Below are 20,850 nucleotides of genomic sequence, written 5' to 3'. Positions count from 1 at the left end.
AATGTGGCGACCATTGGTGTCCTCGTGCGTGCCGCTCCCGGTTGGGAGCGATTCTGGCGATCGTTTCCCGAGGCGTTGCGCGACCTCGGCTACGTCGATGGGAAAAACATTCGCTTCGAATTCCGCTCTGACCAGGGGCAGATGAGCCGTCTTCCCGAATTGGCAGCGGAACCACAAGGGTTGCTGCGATCTGCAACGGCTCCGATCCGTTCTCGAAGCCCTTTCTGGAGAAAATCCAGCTCAGCGGAAAAAACGAAAGCGTCGACATCCGCGTCTTCACATTGTCGGGAGCGACGAACTCGAGGCGACTTACGCGCAGGCGAGCCAGGCGCACATCGACGCCGCCATCCTGCAACCAAGCCTGTCGATCAAGCGCGGCGCCGACCTTGCGCTGAAATATCATCTGCCGACGGCCTGCGTCCCCAGGTGGTTTGCCGAAGCGGGCGGGCTCCTGTCCTACTGCCCCAAATATTCCGACACCTATCGCCAGGCCGCGAGTTATGTCGACAAGGTCCTCAAAGGTGCAAAGCCGGCCGATCTGCCGGTGCAACAGCCAATCAGGTTCGAGCTCGTGATCAATCTCAAGACCGCGAAAGCCCTCGGCCTCACCGTGCCGCCGTCGCTGCTGACGCGCGCCGACGATGTGATCGAATAGCTCACGCCAAGGCGACGGCTTCGACGGCAACCATCACGCCGGGAATATCGGCGCCGAAACGCGCCATCGCCCGCGCCGGCTTCGCGCCGGGAAAAAATTCCGCATAGGCTTCGTTCATTTCCTTGTAGAGATCGGTACGCGCCAAGAGCACGGTGACTTTCACCACGCGATCGAGCGAACTGCCGGCGGCTTTCAGAATGGTCTCGACATTGCGCAGCGACTGGCGCGTCTGCTCCTGCATCGTCGAGCCCACAATCTCGGTCGGCGCGCCGCCCGGCTTCACCGGGATCTGTCCCGACACGAACACAAAGCCGTTGGCGACGACGGCGTGCGAATACGGCGAGTGCGGCGCGGGATAACCGGGAACGTCGACATAACGGATCGCGCGGGCGCTTTCGGATTCAGCCATTCTGGTCGTCCTTCAAATGGAAACAGGTCTTCTCACGATGGCATATCCGCCCGTCCCGCTCTTCCATGATGCGCAGTCTACGTCACAACGAAGTTGCCGAGCAGCGTCGCAAGATCGTTCGCCTGTTCGATCGTCCAGAGCGCCCCGAGGTTTGCTTCGGTCTGCTCCTTCGGCCAGCGCGTGCCGATGTTGCCGCGGAATTTCCGCTCGACGTCGGCTCGCGTCATGGGCCTTGCGGCAAAGCCCGGCGCGTGATCGATCTCGCGCGTGATCTTTCTGCCGTCGGCAAGCGTCGCGGTCACGCGCGTCGGTACCGCGCCGCCGGTGCGCGCCGTCAGCGCGGGATCTTCGCTCACCTTGATCTTTTGCATGAAGGCGAGCACGTCGGGAGCGCGGAATTTCGTCTCCGAGAAACTGTCGCGGGTGATGTCGCCGTCGAACATCGCCCGCGCGATCATATAAGGAAGGCTGTGGTCGGCAGTTTCCCGCGTCTTGGGGTCCCACTTCGCCGGCTCGCTGCCCGTGCGCCGATAGCCTTCGAGCGAAGTCGCGACGTCGATCGCGCTGATCCGATCGAGCGAGCCGGCTTCGCGAGCGACCTCGATGGCCGCGACGATGGCGGTCTGTGTGTAGATCACCGCCGGATAGCTTTTCAGGATGCAGCGATGAATCCGGAACGGCCGGTCCCGCCCGCCGAAGCTCGTGACGTCGATATCGGCCGTGCCGGTCACCTGCTGAAAGAACCCCGCCTTGCCTTCGAAGATCGGCGCCGGCCCGGTCAGCCCGGCCCGCGCCAGCCGCACCGCGAACACCGCATTGCGGCCGGCTTCTGCCACCGCGATCCCCTTCCACTCCGAAAGGTCGCCGGTGCGCGTCTGCCCGAGCGGAATGTGATCGTTGATCGCAAGCGCAACCGCATGCGTCAGTTGCTCTTCGCTGAGCTTCATCAATCGCCCGGTGGCGAGCGCCACGGATGGGAGCCCAAGCACGGGCGGATCCCATCCGCGTGCCGTGATGTCAAACGCGTCGGTGAGCCGGCAGTTCACCTCATAGGCGACGGCGATCGCGGCGATCAGCTCCTGAGCGCTTGCATGCTCGGCCTCCGCGACCGCAAGGCACGGCGCGATGTTGTCGCTCGGGTGCACCGCAAGCACCTTGGTGGCATAAGTGTCGTTGAAATCGAAATAGCGAATGGCGGCGCCGTTGGCGAAGGCCGCGAGGTCAGGCGTCGTGCGGCTGTTGGTCCCGATGATGGTGGAGCGGCCAGCGGCCCCAACCGCCACCTCGCGGCAAATTCGCACCGCGTCTTCGTTCAAGGCGCCGATCCCGCAGCCCAGGGAATCGATCAGATGGATCTTGACCCGCTCGATGGTCGCTGCGTCGAGGTCTTCAAAGCGCAGGCCAAGCGCATAGGCGGCAAGCCGGCGGGCGAGCGGCAGCGTCTCCTGCGCGGGAGCGTTCGCCGCGCTGACGCCTGGCGAGCCAAGGATCGATGCGGCGAGCGGGAGCGCAGTTGCCCCCGCACCCATACGTACGGCAGCACGGCGGGTCAGCTTCATGCGTTCTTCCCAGTTGAAATGGCGCGTTCTCACGCTTGAGTTGCCGAATGAAACACGCCTGTCGCGGGAAGCCAAGCTGGGGCGCATCCTTAACGGAGACTTAGCGGGTTTCCCTTAGGCTGGAGCCCTTTCGATTGGGGGATTTTTCATGCGGGCTATTTTTGTCGTTCTAGCATTGCTGATAACGGCCGGCTGCCAGCAGGAGACCGAGATCACCGGTTCGACCTCGAACATGTGCGCGATCGATCTCTTCCCTTCGTACAACCCGAAGAACCTGAATCAGTGTCTGGCGGTCTGTTCCAAATGCGACCGGGGCACGACGGTCACCTGCTCGACGTCGTGCAAGCTCAGGGGTGCGGGTTAGCGCCGCCGTAACGGGTCACTTCGCGTCCGCCTTGGCTTCCGTCTTGGCCTCTGTCTTGGCTTCTGGTTTCGCGTCTGTCTTGGCGTCCGTCTTGGCAACTGTCTTTGGCTCCGCCTTGGCTTCGGTCGCGGCTTGCGCGGTCGCCTGCCGGGTCTTCACGCCCGGGCGATGCTTCGCAAACTCCTCGCCATCGATGGGCGCCACATGCGGCGGATCCCTGTCGAGATACGGACGTCCGATACCAAACTCGATGCCGTGAGTATCGACCCATTTCCAGAGTGCCTCGCTGGAAGCAAGCCGATCCTTTCGCGATGCGCCCCTGGTGCTGACGATATCCGCGGCAAGGCCGTGCCCATAACCGCCGCGAAGACTGCCACCATGATAGGACCGGTTGTCCGCAGCCTTGAGGCCGCTCGCGATCGACTGGCGGTAGTCGTCACGAAATGCGCTGGTGATGCCGGGCGCAAATCCCGCCTGATCGGCCGCGCGCAGCATCTGAAACAGTTTTAGCTTGAAGTCCCGGTCGACGCCGCCGATCACATAATCCGCCAGCGACATGCTTGCATGTGTCGCGGCCTTGGGATCTTTCCAGCCAAAATCCTCGTCGACGACAAATGTTGTCGTTCGCGTCACGGTGATCAGCTTGCCCTTCTTCTTGATCGTAACCTTTTTCGACGTGCTCTCCTTGATGGAATCTTCCTTCGCGGTTTTCTGGTAGAGCTGCCAGAGATAGCGGTCGACGCAGATGTCGAGGACCAGGCACTCGTCGACAACATCGGTTGAGCCGAGCGCGTCGTAGACCTCTTGGGTTTTCGGACCGACAATCTCGTTCGGATGACTGGACGCTTCGACCGGCCGTGGCGGCAGCTTCTCGTCCGGCACTTCGAGCGCGGCCAGATCAGGCCCTTTCGCGGCAGGCTCGCTCGCGGCGGACTCGTTCGGGGCGGACTGGCGTGGGGCTGGGGCGGCAGACGCATCGATGGCAGACACATCGGCCGCTGGCGTATCGATCGCTAACGCGCGGGTTTTCGGCGCTTCCACTTTCCGCGTATCCGCCTCCGGCGTGATCGTGGCCGTCACCAGATCGTTCGAAACCGGAATGGCGGGAGGCGCGATGTCTCTGGCGACCGGCCCGACGTCGGCAGCCGCAAGCGAATAGACATTATTTGCCGGGGTACCCGCGGTCACGAGCGCGCCAAACACCGCAGCCGGAAGCGCAACTTCCCGGCACCACGCTGCTATCGTTACGAACCGCCGATCGATGTCCAACGTTCCGACCCAGGGCTCCGATTCCGAAGTTCGCAAAGCTATTGTGGCGACCTCTGATGCGATCTTCGGAATCAAAGGAGCCCTGGCAACCTATTGATGCGAGTGAGGCCTTTGAAGTTCCTATGACTCACCTGCAGCAACACTGAAAGGAACTTCAAATTCGCCGCACTCGAATTAGATACCGGCCGCATCTTCACCCAAGGCGCATGTCGAGTAAAGGCAAAGTCACTATCCACCGCCAGTACTAAAGCAGAACGCTGTTGACGGCGCGGGTCGCGTTAACTTTTGACGCCGGCGCGGCGGCCAACAAGAGGATAGCTGTGCAGATGAGCGCTGAGCAGCGTCATCGCGGCTTCCGAAGCCGCAAGCGAATAGCCCTGGTCGCCGTGGACAAGGATCAGGGAAACCGCTCCTTCCGACAACAGCCAGATGGCGCGAGCAAGCCCTGCCGCGCGCCGCACGCCGGACTGTTCGAGCAGCTCGCAGAAGCAACGTTCGAGCCTCGCCTTGTGGCGGCGCGCAATCAGACGGGCGGGATGTCCCGGAAGATCCGCAAGCTCGATCACAAGACGCGTGAATCCCGAACCTGCCCAGCGAGGCCTGTCGGCCCAGACGGCCAGCTCGCGAAACATTCCTTTGACGATCGCATCAGGTGACCCCGAGAGCCGATCGCCGAAGGTCTTGAAGGCCGCAACAGCCAACTGATCCTGCGCCGCCAGGACTTCGGCAAGCAACTGGTCCTTGCTTTCGAAGTGATGATACAGCGTGCGCTTTGTGAGCCGCGCCTCGGCTGCAATATCGTCCATCGTCACGCGGCTATAGCCGCGCCGGCGAAACAGCCTGTACGCCGCATCGAGAATCCGTTCACGCGTCCTGGTGGCCGAGCGCGGCATCGCTTCTCCGTAAAGTATACTCATTGGTGAATTTACAACGGCGCCGGTTGGTGTGAAATGACCTTATTGGGCCTTTCGGAAGCTGGGGGACCCCGATGTCATCCACTCGCTTGACGTTGAGAGGAATTACGGCGCGGCCGGTCGTGCTCAAGCTGAAGCGGCCGGTCATTGCGAAGATCGCCACTATCACCGAGTGGCCGATGATCCTGATCGACCTGTTGACGGAAGAAGGTATCGTCGGGCGCGCCTACCTCGAGCCCTACGTCGTCAAGTCGATGCGTTACCTGGTGCCTGCGCTCAATGACCTCGGGGCGCTGTTGAAGGGCCGCATTGTTGCGCCGGTCGAACTGTTCGATGCTGCCAGGAAATCGCTTCACTTCGTCGGCTATGAGGGCCTTTCGCTGATCGCGGCCTCCGGCCTCGATATGGCAGCCTGGGATGCGCTGGCAAAAGCCGCCGACCTTCCGCTTTGCGTGCTGCTTGGCGGTTCGGTCGGCGCGGTGAAATCATACAACAGCAACGGTCTCTGGCTGAGGGAGCCGGCCGCGCTTGCCGCGGAAGCCAAGGAATTGAGAGACGAAGGCGGCTTTACCGCGCTCAAGCTGCGCATGGGCCGGCCGCGCGTATCGGACGATCTTGCGGCGCTGGATGCGGTCCGCAAGGCGCTGGGCGACGAGATCGAACTGATGGTCGATTTCAATCAGGGCCTTGATCTTTCCGATGCGCTGCGGCGATGTCATGCGATCGATGACAGCGGCCTTGCCTGGATCGAGGAGCCGATCCTTTACGACAACCTCGACGGCTATGCCAAGCTCGCGGCCGAGTTGAAAACCCCACTGCAGATCGGCGAGAACTTCTATGGCCCCCGCGAGATGCACAAGGCCATTCAAAGAAGCGCGTGCGACCTCGTGATGCCGGACTTCATGCGCATTGGCGGCGTCACCGGCTGGATGAGGGCGGCGGCGATTGCAGGTGGCGCGGGCGTGCCGATGTCAACGCACCTCTATCCTGAGGTCGCAGCGCACGTGATGCGCGTCACCGAAACCGCGCACTGGCTCGAATGGCAGGATTGGGCAAATCCGATTCTCAAGACGCCCTACCAGATCAAGGGCGGATTGTTGCACATCCCCGACGCACCTGGCCTCGGGCTTGAATGGGATGAAGACGCGGTCAGGCATCACCTGGTCTGACGCTGCTGCGAGCGCAAAGTGCTGGCGCTCGTGGCGATGGGCAAGACCAACGGCAAGACCGCCGGGGGTCTCGCGATCCGCGCCCTCGCCGCCGCTGGTGTCTGATCGCCGGGGGAGCGCGGATTGGGATGCTCAATTGCGTGACCTCATGCAGCTTCGGCATTGACGGCCGAGACAGCGAGCTTGGTCAGCGCTTCGTCGGTCTTTTTCTCCTCGTCCAGAGTCTCATCGATCAGACGTACCGCCTCCGCCATGGAGAGCTGCGACGCCCAGGTTTTCAGGGTGCCATAGCGCGCGATCTCGTAGTGTTCGACGGCTTGCGCAGCGGAAACCAGCCCCGCATCCAGCGGCGGCGTCCCTTCATACTCCTCCATGATCTCCTTGCCTTCATCGAGAATGCCCTCGATCGCATCGCATTTCTTGCCGCGTGCGGGCTTGTGCAGAAGTTCGAAGATTTGCTCGAGCCGTTCGATTTGTCCTTCGGTCTCGTCGTGGTGTTTTTCGAACGCTTTTCGCAGCGCGGTTGATTCCGCGGCCTTGGCCATCTTTGGCAAGGCCTTATAGATTTGCTTTTCGGCGTAGTAGATGTCCTTCAGTGTTTCGACGAACAATGCGAGCAGATCCTTTTCAGCCATGGTTTTAATCTCCTTGGAAGGGTGTGATCGCCAACGACGTCACACCCGCTGAAGTTCCTCGCACCGCCCTTCTGCTAGATGATGAGAGCGGCGCAGCGGCAACGCACACGACAGCTTGGAACTTTGACGGCCGCTTTGGCTTCCTTCCTTTTGGGAGATGCCAAAGATGGCCCGCAAGGCGAAGAAGAAGCGGAAGTATTCGAAGGGTTCTGGCAAGGACGTCGGAAGCGAGATGCGGCGCTACAAGAAGGGCACCGCCAAAAGCGGCCGCGGCGGCAAGGGCGGCAAGGTCAAGAGCCGCAAGCAGGCCATCGCCATCGGCCTCTCCAAGGCGCGCAAAAAGGGCAAGAAGGTACCCAAAAAGAAATAGCCCTGAAGAGACGGCTGTCTTTCATGTCCTTTCTGTTCGTGCGCCGTGGCGCGGCGCTCCTTGCGGGGGGAAGCGACAGCCACACTCCGAGGTTTCAGGTCGGTCCAGAATGAGAGAGGTTGTGCGAACCATGGGTCCGCTACGCGTCAAGCCGACACGAACGGACGTCACGATAGCGCGCGGGATTGCAAGGCACACGCGCCCCGTCCCCGAGAAGGTCGCGGACGCCTTGACTTATGGTGCCGATGAAAGGGTCCTGCTGGTACTCGCGGGCATCTGCTGGTTGCTGACCCGTGACAAACCGCCTCCGCTCAAGCGCGCCGGCAACCATGCGCTTCTCGTGACGGCAACGGTCTCTTTCCTGCCACATCTTTTCAAGCGCTGCTTCAATCAGGTCCGACCCGATCGTCTCACCGTCAAAGGACATTTGCGCGGCATCCCGCTTTCGGGCCACGCCGATGACGCGTTTCCTTCCGGCCATGCCTTGCACATGGGTGCCCTCGCCGCCGCGGCGCAATCCTGGCCGCGGGGATGGCGGGGACTGGGCATTGCGCTTGCAACTTTTCTTTCGCTTACGCGGATTGCGGTCCTTGCACATTGGGCAAGCGATGTGGCAGCGGGTTTCGCCTTGGGCGCGGCGGTGGAAAGAGCGATGCGCCGTCTGACGCGCTATCCCGAGGGATTGAACGAGCCCGCCGCCGGCTCCAAAAGTTCTCTCTTCACCAATGGGGAAGCGTTCAAAGGGTGAAGCATGGCCGAATATGCGGTACGGTTCTTCCTCGGCGGGGCCGTCGTTTCGATTTTCGCAGTGCTGGGCGATGCGCTGCGGCCAAAGAGCTTTGCAGGCCTCTTTGGCGCCGCGCCTTCGGTTGCGCTTGCAACCCTCGGCATCGCCCTCTTCCAACACGGCAGCAGCTATGCGGCCGTTCAAAGCCGCGCGATGATGCTGGGTGCGCTCGCTCTTGCAGTTTATAGCGTCGCGGTTTGCCAGCTCTTGATGCGCGCGCGCATAGCTGCGCTTCCGGCAACGCTTCTTGCTTTTGCGCTGTGGCTGGCCGCCGCTTTTTGCCTTCACTTTCTTGTCTTCGGAGGCGCGTGATGCTGGTGCGCCTTTCCCTCTCGTCGCTTAGAGATGTGCAATGGCATGAATATCTTGTCCGCTTTGCCTTGGGCGGATTGGCGACGGTTGCGACGGGACTGGTCAGCCGCGCCTTTGGGCCTTCGATCGGTGGACTGTTCCTGGCGCTCCCCGCGATCTTTTGCGCAAGTGCGACCCTTATCGAGAAGCACGAGTCAGCGCGAAAGCAGCGGGCCGGGCTGGAAGGCAGGCGACGCGGCCGGGAAGCCGCCGCACTCGACGCCGCGGGCGCAGCGCTGGGGAGCGTCGGCATGCTGGCTTTTGCGGCCTGTTTCTATTTGCTGGTCGAGACAAGCGAGCCTGGGGCCTTCATAACCGCGAGCCTTGTCTGGCTGCTGGTTTCGGCAGGCTTCTGGTGGGCACGCCGATACGTTCGTATCACCCGCGGGAGAACGCTTCCTCGACGCAACTAAGCGAGCTACTGGTTTCCTGTTACAAGACTTGCCAACATGCCAAGCGTACACAATCCCATTGCTGCGGTCGAAGCCCAGCCGAGCCAGTACAGTGGACCTTTGACGACAAACCTCCCCATGATTTCGGGTTGGCGGACCATGAGCATGAGCAGGATCATGACGGGCGCAGCCAGCACGCCATTGACGACCGCGCTCCAGTAAAGCGCCTTGATTGGATCCATCGGCATGAAATTAAGCCCGATGCCGAGCAGGCCCGAGACGGCGAGCACGAGATAGAAGGCGGCCGCCTCTTTCGGCTTGCGGTCGAGACCGACCGGCCATTTGCGCCCCTCGCCGATGGCGTAGGCCGCCGAGCCCGCCAACACCGGGATCGCCAACAGGCCGGTGCCGATAATGCCAAGCGCAAACAGGAGGCCGGCCGCGTCTCCCGCGAGCGGCTTCAATGCTTCGGCTGCTTGCGTCGAGCTTTGCACATCCGTGATGCCATGCGCATGCAGGGTCGCGGCAGTCGTGATGATGATGGCGATGGCGATGCCGTTGGAAAAGCCCATACCGACAAGCGTGTCGGCCCGAATGCGCCTGAGTTCGGCCGGCGCGCCTCGCCCGTCCTGCTTGAGCGGCTTTTTGCTCTTGTCGATGCGTTGCTCCTCCGCTTCCTGCGACGACTGCCAAATGAAGAGATAGGGCGAGATCGTGGTGCCGAGGATCGCGACAAGCGTGGTCAGGAAATCGCTCGACCATCGAACTTGAGGGACAACGAGCCCTTCGAGCGCCTCGCCCCACGGCACATGGGTAAAACCGAGCGTGATGATATAGGCAAAGAGCGAAAGCGTGAGCCATTTGAGGACCAGGACGTAGCGCCTGTAATCAAAGAAGATTTGCGCCACGATCGAGCCAACGCCGAAGGCCACAATATAGAGGATGCGCGGCCCCCTGATCAGATGCGCAAGTGCATCCGCCATGGCGCCAAGGTCGGCGCCGATGTTGACGGTGTTGGCGACGAACAACATCGCCAGCAAGGGCCAGAGCAAGGACGTCGGCAAATGCCGACATACGTTTCCGGCGATGCCGTGGCCGGTGACGCGTCCGATCCGCGCCGAGATTTCCTGAATCGCGGCCATCAACGGATAGGTCAGGAGCATCGTCCAGCTGATGCCGAAGCCAAGCTGCGCGCCCGCTTGCGAATAGGTGCCGATGCCGGATGGATCGTCGTCAGACGCGCCGGTAATCAGGCCGGGACCGAGCAACTTGAACGCATTTTTTAATCGAAAAGATTTTGGCTTTTCAACCTTGGGCAATGAAACGCCGTCGCTCACATCTCCCTCTCCTCCCAGACCTTGGCCAAAACCGCCGAGGTGCTTTTCGCGAATGAACCGCGCAAAAAACGCTTCGGAGCCCTCCGGGGTTCCGAGCTCAGCTCCCCCGACGTTTCTCCGACGCACCTGGCCTCGGGCTCGAATGGGATGAAGAGGCGGTCAGGCACCACCTGGTCTGACTCTGCTGTTCCTTCCGCAAAATAAAGAGCCGGCAAACCGTCCCTCTTGTCAGCTTCAACAGTTCGCCGCGGTTGCGCCGCACTTCCGATATTGTTTGTCGCTGACCTTTTCCATCCAGTCGACGACCTTGCCGTCCAGGGATTCCTGGATCGCGATGTGCGTCATCGCTGTCGTCGGTGAAGCACCGTGCCAGTGCTTTAATCCCGGTGGAAACCACACGACGTCACCGGGCCGGATCTCCTCGATCGGGCCACCCTCTCGCTGCACCAGGCCAAGGCCGGCCGTGACGATCAAGGTTTGCCCCAGCGGATGGGTGTGCCAGGCAGTACGCGCACCGGGCTCGAATGTGACCAGAGCGCCGGCGGCCCGTGCGGGCGCCGATGCCTGAAACAGTGGGTCGATCCGAACCGTTCCGGTAAACCAGACGTCCGGACCTTTCTGCGAGGGCCGCGAGCCGTTTCGATTGATATCAATGTCCATATAAGTCTCCTTCTTTCGTTCGGATGCTTGCGCCTGCGTCCGGCCAACTGCGAGCAAGGCGGCGGTGCCGCCGCAGATCAATGCGCCCCTGCGCGTGATCATCGCGGGTTTCCTTCAACATTCTCCGGGTACGCCATAAGCCACCATGCGACGAACACAGCACAGAGCACAGTGATGGCGCTGGCGAGAAACAGTACATTCAGTCTCGCTCCGCTCGCGATCAGTCCGAGCGCGGGACTGGCGAGCCCCTGGGCCAGATCAAGGAAGGCGGTGTAAGCGCCCATCGCCAACCCTCGGCTCTGAGCCGGGACGCGGCGCACCGCTTCCACGCCAAAGCCGGGATAAACCAACGAGAAGCCGAACCCGGTGAGCGCGGCGCCGGCCAGCGCCATCTCGGGTCGAACCGCGAGCCAGATCAACGCCTGACCGACCGCTTCGATCAACGCACAGACCAGCGCGACCTTTGCACCGCCAATGCTGTCCGCCAAATGGCTAAAGAATATCCGCGCGAGAATGAAGGCGACGGCATAGGCGGTGTAGGCGTGCCACCCGTTGGCCCAGCCGCGGTACGCGAACAGCAACGCAACGAACGTTGTCACTGCGCCAAACCCCACGCTGCCGAGCGCCGAGCCGAAGCCCGGTATCCAAACGGCGCCAATTACCTTGCCGAATGAGGCACGGGCATGCTGCACCGGATCGACCTCGGGAAGCAAAGCTACCAGTAACAGCGCAGCCAAGGGCGCTATCGCAGTCGCTGCTGCGATCGCCGCAAAACCATGGGCAGCATAGAGCGCGGAGCCGGCCGGCGCGCCGATCGCGAAGGCCGCGAACATCGCCGATCCCACCCAGGCGATGACCTTGCCTGTGCTGCCGGGATCGACCAGCGCAAGCCCCCAGCTCACAGCAGCCGTGATGATGAAGCTCTCTGCCCCGCCGAGCAATCCACGCCCGAGCAGGAGAATCGCGACCGAGCTCGGCGGAGAACCGCTAAAGCCCAGCGACAACAGATAGACCAGACCGGACGCGGCGGCCGCGAGCAGGCCGACAATCACGCCGAGCTTCGCTCCGCTTCCGTCCGAATAGTGGCCCGCCCACGGCCGCGAAATCAGCGACGCGACAAACTGACTGCCGGCGACGAGGCCGACCACGAACGTGCCTTGTCCCAATCCATCATGCACGTGAATCGGAAGGACCGGCATTGCAAGGCCGATGACGAGAAAGGCAACGAAGACCACCGCCATGATCGGCAGCAATGAGGTTGCGACGAAATTCTTCCTGTTGTCCAGGATCGCAGCCATCGACGAGCTGTCACCTCTACCAGGCATAGGCCACCGGCGCCTCGCCGCCCGGACCGGGCCAGATCTTGTCGAGTCTGGCCATCGTTTCATCCGAGAGAGCGAGAGAGGCCGCCTCCTGATTCTGGCGGAGTTGCTCTACTGTACGCGGTCCGCTGATCGCGGCGGTCACGACGGGATTGTGAAGCACCCAAGCGAGCGCAACGTCGGACGGTGGCCGGCCGAGCTCGTCGCACAGCGCCTCATAGGCCTGAAGCTGCGGGCGCAGTTTGTCGATCCGCGTCTGCAGCAATAGCGACGCGCGGCGTCCGTTGGCGATCTTGCGCAGGACGCCGCCCAACAGCCCCATGCCGATCGGGCTCCATGGAATGAGGCCGACGCCGAAGTGGCGCAGCGCCGGGATCACCTCGAGCTCAATGGTGCGCTGAGCGAGATTGTACAGGCTTTGCTCGGATGCCAGCCCGAGCAGGTTGCGTGAGGCGGCTGTGCATTGAGCGACGGCGATATCCCAACCCGCGAAGTTGCTGCTGCCGACATAGGTGATCTTGCCCTCTCGGATCAGTTGCTCCATCGCCTGCCAGATCTCTTCCCATGGCGTCGCCCGGTCGATGTGATGCATCTGGTAGATATCGATATGATCCGTCCTCAGCCGCCGCAGGCTGGCCTCGCAGGCCCTGCGAATATGATAGGCGGAAAGCCGACGATCGTTCGGCCCGGTCTCCATCGGCTGGTACACCTTGGTCGCCAGCACGATTCTCTCGCGTCGACCGCCCTGTCCTAACCAACGGCCGATGATCTCCTCGGAGATGCCGAACCCCTTCATCATGTCTGGCGATTGGGGACCACCATAGACATCCGCCGTATCGAAGAAATTGATTCCGCCGTCGAGGGCTTCGTCCATGATCGCAAAACTGGCCGCTTGATCGGTCAGTTCGCCGAAATTCATGGTGCCCAGTGCAAGCCGGCTTACTTTCAGGCCAGTTCGGCCCAAGTGCCTGTATTCCATCGAAGGGACTCCCAGATCAGCATGCCCGCCCCGCTGATCCGAACCTAAGGCTTCCCCTCTCATGCGATTAGGTGATAAATTTTTAATGTCGTTATTAGCAAGGCTACTTAATGCACCGGGAAGACGCGAGCGATCTCGTCGCCTTCCTCGCCGTGGCGAGGGAACGTAGCTTCACACGTGCCGCGGCGAAGCTCGGCATGACGCAGTCTGCTCTAAGCCAGATCGTCAGAAACCTCGAGGAGCGGCTTGGCGTCAGGCTGCTGAATCGGACAACGCGCAGCGTCACCCCGACCCAGGCTGGAGAGCGCCTGTTCCTGAGCATCGGCCCCAGGTTCAACGAGATGGACACGGAGCTTGCTGCACTCGGCGAACTTCGCGACAAGCCCGCCGGAACCGTTCGACTGACAGCGACAGAGTATGCTGCTGCCGAAATCGTGCTGCCCGCTCTAGAGAAAATCCTGCCGAAATATCCCGATATTCGCGTCGAGGTGATAATCGATTACGGACTCACCAACATCGTCGCAGCCCAAGTCGATGCCGGTATCCGCCCCGGCGAACTGGTTGCCAAGGACATGATCGCCGTTCGCGTCAGCCCTGATCTCCGGATGGCCGTTGTGGGTTCGCCTTCCTACTTCGGCGAACGCAAGCGGCCCAGGACGCCACAGGAGTTGACGAACCACAACTGCCTCAACCTGCGCCTGCCGACGCATGGCGGCAGCCTCTATGCTTGGGAGTTCGAAAAGAACGGACGCGAGCTCAACGTTCGTGTCGAAGGGCAGATGGTGTTCAACAGTGCGGGTCTCCTCCTGCAAGGAGCACTCAGAGGTCTGGGCCTCGCATACCTCACCGAAGGTCATGTGCAGCGCTATGTTTCGCAAGGCAAGCTTGTCCGCGTGTTGTCGGATTGGTGTCCGCCGTTCGCCGGATACCATCTCTACTACCCCAGCCGCCGCCAGCATTCGCCCGCCTTCTCGCTCGTCGTCGAAGCGCTTCGATACAGAGGACGAGTTTGACTTCGGCGATCATTGACATCGCCGCGATTTTGCACTCCCGCAAATCTGCTGATTTGCCCGTCGTGCCAATTCGCCGCAGGGGCGCATCCTTGTGACGTCGGGCAAATCACGGGCACTTTCCGCGCGTCCTTTGCTCTTCAAGAGGGGCGTACGCGTCGTCACGGACGTTGGGCATGGGATGCGATGGACGCGAAGCGCGCATCAGACGGATGCGCTTGCGACGCGGACGGTGAAGTCGTGTGGTCCTGACACCTCGACGCTGGTGTCAACCCGGCGACAACGTTTGCGCGTTGGGCCGGGGATGGTGGCAAGAAAGCCCGATCACCAGGGAGAGCACGAAGCAGCCGTTAAAACCATTCGCGCAGGGAATGCTGGATCCGCTCCGGCGAACCTGTGGTGACTAACTCGTGTGCTTTCTATTCTTGCGCACGAGGCTGCGGGCGAGCCAGACGCCCGGCATTCCCTGCGCCCTCGATTTCTTGAGGGTTGTCCGAAACAGGACTCGGGCGCGATGCGCCGCGAGAACGCGGGGGTGTATCTTGACGTCATTGCGTGGAGCGAAAGCGACGAAGCAATCCAGTTCGCAAAAGCAAGACCTGGATTGCTTCGCGGAGCCTGTCATCGGGCGCGCATTCGCGCGACCCGTTGGCTCGCAATGACGATGGGGAGAACACGGACAATTGTCATGCCCGGCCATAGCCATTCGAAGAACGGCGTCGCTTCCGCTCGCCTATGTGCCGGGCATCCACGCCTTACTTTCGCTTCTGGAGGCCAAGACGTAGATGGCCGGGACGAAGCCCGGCCATGACGACTACGGAGAGATCCTTTTCTCTCATCCTTCGAGACGCGGCTCACACCGCTCCTCAGGATGAGGTCGCATCAATACCGGTAATGATCCGACTTGAACGGGCCTTCCACCTTGACGCCGATATAGTCGGCCTGGTCCTTGCGCAATTCGGTCAGCTTGACGCCGATCTTGGCGAGATGCAGCCGCGCCACCTTCTCGTCCAGCGACTTCGGCAGCACATAGACTTCCTTCTTGTACTTGCCGTCCTTGTTGTTGGCGAACAGTTCGATCTGCGCCAGCGTCTGGTTGGTGAAGGACGCCGACATCACGAAGGACGGATGGCCCATCGCATTGCCGAGGTTCACGAGGCGGCCTTCGGAGAGCAGGATGATGCGGTGCTTGTCGGGGAATTCGATCTCGTCGACCTGCGGCTTGATGTTGGTCCATTTCAGATTGCGCAAGTGGGCGATCTGGATCTCGTTGTCGAAGTGGCCGATGTTGCAGACGATGGCGCGGTCCTTCATCGCGCGCATGTGCTCGATAGTGATGATGTCCTTGTTGCCGGTCGCGGTGACAAAGATGTCGGCGCGGGGCGCCGCGTCTTCCATGGTCGTGACCTCGTAACCTTCCATCGATGCCTGCAATGCGCAGATCGGATCGACTTCGGAGACCATGACGCGGCAGCCGGCCTGGCGCAGCGAAGCCGCCGAGCCCTTGCCGACGTCGCCGAAGCCCGCAACCATCGCTACCTTGCCCGACATCATCACGTCGGTGCCGCGGCGGATGCCGTCGACCAGCGATTCACGGCAGCCGTAGAGGTTGTCGAACTTCGACTTGGTGACACTGTCGTTGACGTTGATGGCGGGCCACAGCAGCGTCCCGGCCTTCTGCATGTCGTAGAGACGGTGCACGCCGGTGGTGGTTTCTTCGGAAACACCCAGGATCGACTTGGCGATACCGGCGAAGTAGCCCTTCGGCTTCTCCTTGAGCTGCTTCTTGAGCAGCGCAAAGAACACTTCCTCTTCTTCCGAACCGGGCTTGTCGAGGAAGGCCGCATCGCCGTTCTCGGCCTTGAGGCCGAGATGCACGTACATGGTGGCGTCGCCGCCGTCATCGAGGATCATGTTGGGATGCAAGGCTTCACCGGGTTTTGCGCCATGCCAGTCGAACAGTTTTGCCGTGTAGTCCCAGTAGTCCTTCAGCGTCTCGCCCTTGACGGCGAACACGGGAATGCCGGCGGCGGCAATCGCGGCCGCCGCATGGTCCTGCGTCGAATAGATGTTGCACGAGACCCAGCGGATATCGGCGCCGAGCGCAGCCAGCGTCTCGATCAGGACGCCGGTCTGGATCGTCATGTGCAGGGAGCCTGCGATGCGCGCGCCCTTCAAGGGCTGCTTCGGGCCATATTCCTCGCGCGTCGCCATCAGGCCCGGCATTTCGGTCTCGGCCAGCGAGAGCTCCTTGCGGCCGAATTCGGCGAGCGAAATATCCTTGACGATGTAGTCGGTGAAACCGGGCTTTACGGCGGTGGCGGTCATAAGGTTGTCCTTTGTCTTCATCTGAGCGTCGTTTCCGACGAGCGGACCGAATTAAGCCTTGGTCATGCCCGGGCTTGTCCCGGGCATCCACGTCTTGGCCACGACAAGAAAGACGTAGATGGCCGGGACAAGCCCGGCCATGACGACTTAAATATGTCGCGACGCACTAGATACTCACATCGCGCGCTTGAGCTCGTCGGCGAGATCGGTGCGCTCCCAGGAGAAGCTGCCGTCCTTTTCCGCCGCGCGGCCGAAGTGGCCGTAGGACGCGGTCTTGCGATAGATCGGGCGGTTGAGCTTCAACGTGCGGCGGATGTTGGTCGGCGTCAGGCGGAACATTTCCGGCAACACCTTCTCGAGCTTCTTCTCGTCGACCTTGCCGGTGCCGTGCGTATCGACCAGCAGCGACATCGGATCGGCAACGCCGATCGCATAAGCGACCTGGATGGTGCAGCGCTCGGCAAGGCCGGCCGCGACCACATTCTTGGCGAGGTAGCGCGCGGCATAGGCGGCCGAGCGGTCGACCTTGGTCGGGTCCTTGCCGGAGAACGCGCCGCCGCCATGCGGGGCATAGCCGCCATAGGTATCAACGATGATCTTGCGGCCGGTCAGACCGCAATCACCGTCGGGACCGCCGACCACGAAGTTGCCGGTGGGATTGACCAGGAAGTCGGACGGACGCTGCGGCATCCAGCCCTTCGGCAGCGCCGATTCCACCGCGGTCGAGATCATCTCCTTGATCAGGCCGGGCGAGTACTTCTTGTTGTTGCGGCTCTTCTCATTGTGCTGGGTCGAGACCACGACCTTGGTGCAGCCGACCGGCTTGCCCTCGACATATTTCACCGTGACCTGGCTCTTGGCGTCGGGCTGCAGATCGGCGAGCTGGCCGTTGCGGCGCTTCTCGGACAGAACCTTCAGGATGCGGTGGGCGAAGAAGATCGGCGCCGGCATGAACGAGCCCTTCTGGTAGACCTCGCTCTCGGTGCAGGCGTAACCGAACATCATGCCCTGGTCGCCCGCGCCCTCTTCCTCGCCGCTCTTCTTTTTCTTGGCGTCGACGCCCATCGCGATGTCGGGCGATTGTCCATGCAGCAGCACCTCGATGTCGGCACCGTGATAGGAGAAGCCGTTCTGGTCGTAGCCGATGTCCCTGACGACATCGCGCGCGATCTGGCTGATCAGTTCGCGATCGACCACGGAGACGCCGTGGATATCGCGGAACAGCTGGCCACGGCCCTCGCCGGCGATGACGATCTTGTTGGTCGTGCACAGCGTCTCGCAGCCGAGCCGCGTGTTGACGAGGCTGTCGTCGGCGATGCCGAGCTTGACGTCCTTTTCGATGAAGGCATCGAGGATCGCATCGGAGATCTGGTCGGAGACCTTGTCCGGATGGCCTTCGGAAACCGACTCAGAAGTGAACAGGTAAGACGCGCGCATCTAGGTAGCCCCTTCTTCCGCCGGTGTCCGGCGGTGTGTTTTTGCAAATGTCCTGATAGGTCAGTCCCGACGGCGCGAGATGACGTAGGATTCGTCGTAAAACCAGAGCCCGTTATGCTTGCGCAGAACCTCTCTGACGGCCTCGAGATAACGGCCACTCTGGGTCATTTCCGTCAACCGGTCGTCTTCAATCTGTGCGACATACACCGCCGCATTCCATGCTGCAAAGGCCGTCGAAGTTCCTATCGAGCCGGTAACCTCGTCGGGGAGCGCTTCCATATCATACCGGAAGACCGAACGGTTATCGGCATAGGCGTTAAAGTTAAGGTCGCGCCCGGCCGATCCCAGCTCGTATTTCACCGCGCGCAATAGCTCATGACGGCTGACCGCGAAAGGGTTTTCTCCCGGCCATACCGCCTGGATGATTTCAAGCCCCGGATCCTGCCCGTGGGAGTGGATTCCGATCAAACGCCCGCCGGCCCGCAAGGCCCGCCCCAGGGGCGCCACAATGCGTTTGGCACGGAAATTCACGCTCGATTTGGCCCGGTATGGCTGGGATGCGATAATCAGGTCGAAATTGGCCTCGGCCCGGCCGGCCCGGGGGATGATCGAATCAAGCAGAAACCGCTGGTCTTCCCGGTAAAGCACCAGCGCCACCGGCCGCTCATAAATCGGCATGCCGGAACGGGGCGCGACGCTGGCCCGCCAGTTCTGCTCCAGAAATGGCCCCAATTCGGCGATCTGGGCCTCGAAATCCCCGGAAGAGTCCCCCCGCAGGGGCACCTCATGCCAGATCATCCCGGCTGCGGCCGCGGGCGAGGCCGGAGTCAGCCAGGGCGCCTCCGCGTAGTACATATTCGTGAGCACAAAGACGGTCGCCGGGTGCTCGTAGAGTCGGTCCGGCACCTTCTCCAGGGTCAGGCGGACGTCCTCGAGGGAGAGCTCCTTGCCCGCGATATAAAAAGGCATGTGCGGAAAGCGCGTGTGCATGGACCGCATCACCCGCGCCAGCACCGTGCCGTCCCCGCAGCCGGCATCGAACACCCGAAGCGCCGGCGGACGGGGATGGATGGCGGACAGCTCCAGCGCCACCCGTGCCGCGACCACCCGCTTCTCGCTGCAGGTGTGGACGAACAACAGGTATTTCTGCCGGTTTTCGAAGAAACGGAAATTGCCGCGTGGATCGCGTTTTTCCGGCACCACTTCAAGACCGCGCGGCGGCGGCATTCCGCCCGGCATGGCGGAGGCGATATAGGCCTGGATGCGCTCCAGCGTGTCGATGGTGATGCGCTTGCCCTCGCGCAGACGATGCACCAGCTTGCCGTCATTGACGGCGCGACGGCCGAACGTGGATTCGGCCATATCCGCCTGGCGGCAAAACTCCGAGATGTGAGCCAGGATCTGGTCGTTCTTCATCGGGACGCAGATGGGAAATGCTGGTGGGGCGAAAAACTCCTAGCACACCCTGCCCACCTGTGCCCATCGCCGGAACGCCCGCAACTTGGTCGCGGCCCAAACTTATGGGTATACAGGGCCGAAGTCCGATACCTCGGGGCGAATATGTTCAGGTCATATTGCGTTGCTGCGCTGCTGCTTACGGCCGCAAGCGGAATCGCGCACGCCGGCTATCTGGACGAAAATCCCGACGAGGTTTTTGAAAGCGTCTATGAGCGGATCGGCGCCCTGCCGGTCCAGGCCACGCGCGATCCCGACGTCTGGCTTCGCCTGCAAGAACTCAAGCGCGAGCCCTGCGATCAGAAGAGCATCGAGGGTCTGGCCCAATTGCTCGACAGACTGGGTTACCGGCGACAGGCAGCCGATGGGCTATACAAGTTCGTGCTTAGTTGCGGCGCACCGATGACCGCGCTCAATCGATCGGTCAATATCTACCTGAAGATCACCGATTATCCGAAGGCCGTCGAAGTCGCCGACGAATACGTGCGCCGCGCGCCGTCGGACCGTGAAGCTCACTATCTGCGCGGTATCGCGCTCGACGGCGCCGGCGATCACAAGCGCGCGCTGGCCGACTATTCCGACGCGATCGAGCTGTTTGGCGCCGACAAGAAGAAAATTTCCAGTCGCGTCTTCCTGAAGATGGCGAGCGCCTATGCCGCGCTGCAAGAGTTCTGCGAAGCGACCGCGCCGATCAATCAATGGGTCGCGCTCGATCCGGTAACCCGCGACACCAGCCAGACGCAAAAGATCATTGCCGACTACGAGCAGCAGGGTAATTGCGTGTCGTCAACCGAGCCGCGCTCCGAACGCTTTCCGATGCCGGCGCGAGGCGGCGTCGTCACGGTCAAGGCCGAAATCAACGGCGTACGCGGACTGTTCATCCTCGACACCGGCGCAACCTATGTCGCCATGAAGGCGGCCTTTGCCAGCCGCGCCAAAATTCCGCAAACTGAGGCGAGCGAAATTACCGTCAACACCGCCAACGGGCCGGTGAAGGCGAAGCTATCCCGCGCCGAGAAGGTGAGACTCGGCAGGCTGGAAGCGGTCAACGTGCCTGTCGCCGTGCAGGACGACGAAAAAATCTATGGAAACGGCGTCGACGGGTTGCTCGGGATGAGCTTTCTCTCGCGGTTCGAGGTCCAGATGGCCGGCGGCATGGTCGAAGTTCACACCCGCCGGCCGAAGAAGTGAAATTGGAACCCGCGGAGGGCGGCGAGTTCCATTGCGGCGAGACTAGGGCAGCTCAAAAGTTATCCTAAGTTATTACGAAATATACCCCAGCATGTATGTTCAAGTCGGTGGCAACTGGCAGAGGGGCTCCTGAAGAATGAGTGGTGTGTTCATTGGAGCAACGGCTAGGGTATGTCGAGTGAGTCCGCTGTACCGACCTATATCCTGCAAAGTGACGGCCTGTTTCGGGAAGGTCTTCGACTAATACTGTCGAGGAC

Annotated in this window: 20 protein-coding genes and 1 pseudogene; 9 read left to right on the top strand and 12 right to left on the bottom strand. The window is 61.7% G+C overall.

Annotated elements, in window-relative coordinates:
- Positions 1-190: 190 nt before the first annotated feature.
- On the top strand, positions 191-655 hold the full coding sequence (locus VFB05_RS24740) for an ABC transporter substrate binding protein (protein ID WP_325017363.1): 465 nt from the start codon (positions 191-193) through the stop codon (positions 653-655).
- A gap of 1 nt (position 656) precedes the next feature.
- Here the strand turns inward: VFB05_RS24740 and VFB05_RS24735 are convergent, their stop codons facing one another.
- Positions 657-1,064, bottom strand: a complete 408-nt coding sequence (locus tag VFB05_RS24735) for a RidA family protein (protein WP_325017221.1) — start codon at positions 1,062-1,064, stop codon at positions 657-659.
- A gap of 77 nt (positions 1,065-1,141) precedes the next feature.
- Positions 1,142-2,623: an MmgE/PrpD family protein gene (locus VFB05_RS24730; protein ID WP_325017219.1), complete on the bottom strand. Its 1,482-nt coding sequence runs from the start codon at positions 2,621-2,623 to the stop codon at positions 1,142-1,144.
- Between the two features lie 148 nt (positions 2,624-2,771).
- Between VFB05_RS24730 and VFB05_RS24725 the strand changes: the two genes are divergently transcribed.
- The gene (locus VFB05_RS24725) at positions 2,772-2,987 is read left to right on the top strand and encodes a hypothetical protein (RefSeq protein ID WP_325017217.1); all 216 of its coding nucleotides are present in this window, start codon (positions 2,772-2,774) and stop codon (positions 2,985-2,987) included.
- A 15-nt stretch (positions 2,988-3,002) separates the two neighbouring features.
- Here the strand turns inward: VFB05_RS24725 and VFB05_RS24720 are convergent, their stop codons facing one another.
- Complete coding sequence (locus VFB05_RS24720; RefSeq protein WP_325017215.1) at positions 3,003-4,175, bottom strand: peptidase M15; 1,173 nt, start codon at positions 4,173-4,175, stop codon at positions 3,003-3,005.
- 359 nt (positions 4,176-4,534) lie between these two features.
- Positions 4,535-5,149 (bottom strand): helix-turn-helix domain-containing protein, encoded by a 615-nt coding sequence (locus tag VFB05_RS24715; RefSeq protein ID WP_325017213.1) that lies wholly within the window; start codon positions 5,147-5,149, stop codon positions 4,535-4,537.
- A 95-nt stretch (positions 5,150-5,244) separates the two neighbouring features.
- Here VFB05_RS24715 and VFB05_RS24710 point away from each other — a divergent pair, with 95 nt between their 5' ends.
- A complete protein-coding gene (locus tag VFB05_RS24710; RefSeq protein ID WP_325017211.1) occupies positions 5,245-6,339 on the top strand; it encodes an enolase C-terminal domain-like protein in 1,095 nt (364 codons plus the stop codon).
- A 146-nt stretch (positions 6,340-6,485) separates the two neighbouring features.
- Here VFB05_RS24710 and VFB05_RS24705 read toward each other — a convergent pair whose 3' ends face one another.
- On the bottom strand, positions 6,486-6,974 hold the full coding sequence (locus VFB05_RS24705) for a ferritin-like domain-containing protein (RefSeq protein ID WP_325017210.1): 489 nt from the start codon (positions 6,972-6,974) through the stop codon (positions 6,486-6,488).
- A gap of 166 nt (positions 6,975-7,140) precedes the next feature.
- On the opposite strand from VFB05_RS24705, the pseudogene VFB05_RS24700 reads away from it, so the two are divergent.
- From VFB05_RS24700 to VFB05_RS24685, 4 genes and pseudogenes are all read left to right on the top strand, one after another.
- Positions 7,141-7,338 (top strand): annotated as a pseudogene (locus VFB05_RS24700) (DUF6496 domain-containing protein); the annotation flags it as partial.
- A gap of 115 nt (positions 7,339-7,453) precedes the next feature.
- A complete protein-coding gene (locus VFB05_RS24695; RefSeq protein ID WP_325017208.1) occupies positions 7,454-8,092 on the top strand; it encodes a phosphatase PAP2 family protein in 639 nt (212 codons plus the stop codon).
- A 3-nt stretch (positions 8,093-8,095) separates the two neighbouring features.
- Positions 8,096-8,443 (top strand): DUF3147 family protein, encoded by a 348-nt coding sequence (locus VFB05_RS24690; protein WP_325017205.1) that lies wholly within the window; start codon positions 8,096-8,098, stop codon positions 8,441-8,443.
- Positions 8,443-8,895: a DUF3147 family protein gene (locus VFB05_RS24685; protein ID WP_325017203.1), complete on the top strand. Its 453-nt coding sequence runs from the start codon at positions 8,443-8,445 to the stop codon at positions 8,893-8,895. Before VFB05_RS24690 ends, VFB05_RS24685 begins: the two co-directional genes overlap by 1 nt.
- A 5-nt stretch (positions 8,896-8,900) precedes the next feature.
- Here VFB05_RS24685 and VFB05_RS24680 read toward each other — a convergent pair whose 3' ends face one another.
- The 4 genes from VFB05_RS24680 to VFB05_RS24665 form a co-directional block, all read right to left on the bottom strand.
- Positions 8,901-10,211: an NRAMP family divalent metal transporter gene (locus tag VFB05_RS24680; protein ID WP_414643313.1), complete on the bottom strand. Its 1,311-nt coding sequence runs from the start codon at positions 10,209-10,211 to the stop codon at positions 8,901-8,903.
- Between the two features lie 234 nt (positions 10,212-10,445).
- Positions 10,446-10,865 carry a (R)-mandelonitrile lyase gene (locus VFB05_RS24675; protein WP_325017359.1) on the bottom strand — a complete coding sequence of 140 codons (420 nt, stop codon included), beginning with the start codon at positions 10,863-10,865 and terminating at the stop codon, positions 10,446-10,448.
- A 104-nt stretch (positions 10,866-10,969) separates the two neighbouring features.
- A complete protein-coding gene (locus tag VFB05_RS24670; protein WP_325017201.1) occupies positions 10,970-12,169 on the bottom strand; it encodes an arabinose transporter in 1,200 nt (399 codons plus the stop codon).
- A gap of 16 nt (positions 12,170-12,185) precedes the next feature.
- Positions 12,186-13,172, bottom strand: coding sequence for an aldo/keto reductase (locus VFB05_RS24665; protein WP_325017199.1), 987 nt, complete (start codon positions 13,170-13,172; stop codon positions 12,186-12,188).
- A 110-nt stretch (positions 13,173-13,282) separates the two neighbouring features.
- Here VFB05_RS24665 and VFB05_RS24660 point away from each other — a divergent pair, with 110 nt between their 5' ends.
- Complete coding sequence (locus tag VFB05_RS24660) at positions 13,283-14,185, top strand: LysR family transcriptional regulator (RefSeq protein ID WP_325017197.1); 903 nt, start codon at positions 13,283-13,285, stop codon at positions 14,183-14,185.
- 879 nt (positions 14,186-15,064) lie between these two features.
- On the opposite strand, the gene ahcY is transcribed toward VFB05_RS24660, so the two are convergent.
- The 3 genes from ahcY to VFB05_RS24645 form a co-directional block, all read right to left on the bottom strand.
- Positions 15,065-16,510: an adenosylhomocysteinase gene (ahcY, locus tag VFB05_RS24655; protein WP_325017195.1), complete on the bottom strand. Its 1,446-nt coding sequence runs from the start codon at positions 16,508-16,510 to the stop codon at positions 15,065-15,067.
- Positions 16,511-16,684: 174 nt separating this feature from the next.
- The gene (gene metK / locus VFB05_RS24650; RefSeq protein ID WP_325017193.1) at positions 16,685-17,947 is read right to left on the bottom strand and encodes a methionine adenosyltransferase; all 1,263 of its coding nucleotides are present in this window, start codon (positions 17,945-17,947) and stop codon (positions 16,685-16,687) included.
- 60 nt (positions 17,948-18,007) lie between these two features.
- Positions 18,008-19,363: a hypothetical protein gene (locus VFB05_RS24645; protein WP_325017191.1), complete on the bottom strand. Its 1,356-nt coding sequence runs from the start codon at positions 19,361-19,363 to the stop codon at positions 18,008-18,010.
- A gap of 144 nt (positions 19,364-19,507) precedes the next feature.
- On the opposite strand from VFB05_RS24645, the gene VFB05_RS24640 reads away from it, so the two are divergent.
- A complete protein-coding gene (locus tag VFB05_RS24640) occupies positions 19,508-20,593 on the top strand; it encodes a TIGR02281 family clan AA aspartic protease (RefSeq protein WP_325017189.1) in 1,086 nt (361 codons plus the stop codon).
- Positions 20,594-20,850 lie beyond the last annotated feature (257 nt).

The organism is Bradyrhizobium sp., from assembly GCF_035652035.1.
Classification (GTDB): Bacteria; Pseudomonadota; Alphaproteobacteria; order Rhizobiales; family Xanthobacteraceae; genus Bradyrhizobium.
Note: the sequence above shows the minus strand (reverse complement) of the source record. Positions and strands in the feature narration are given on the sequence as shown.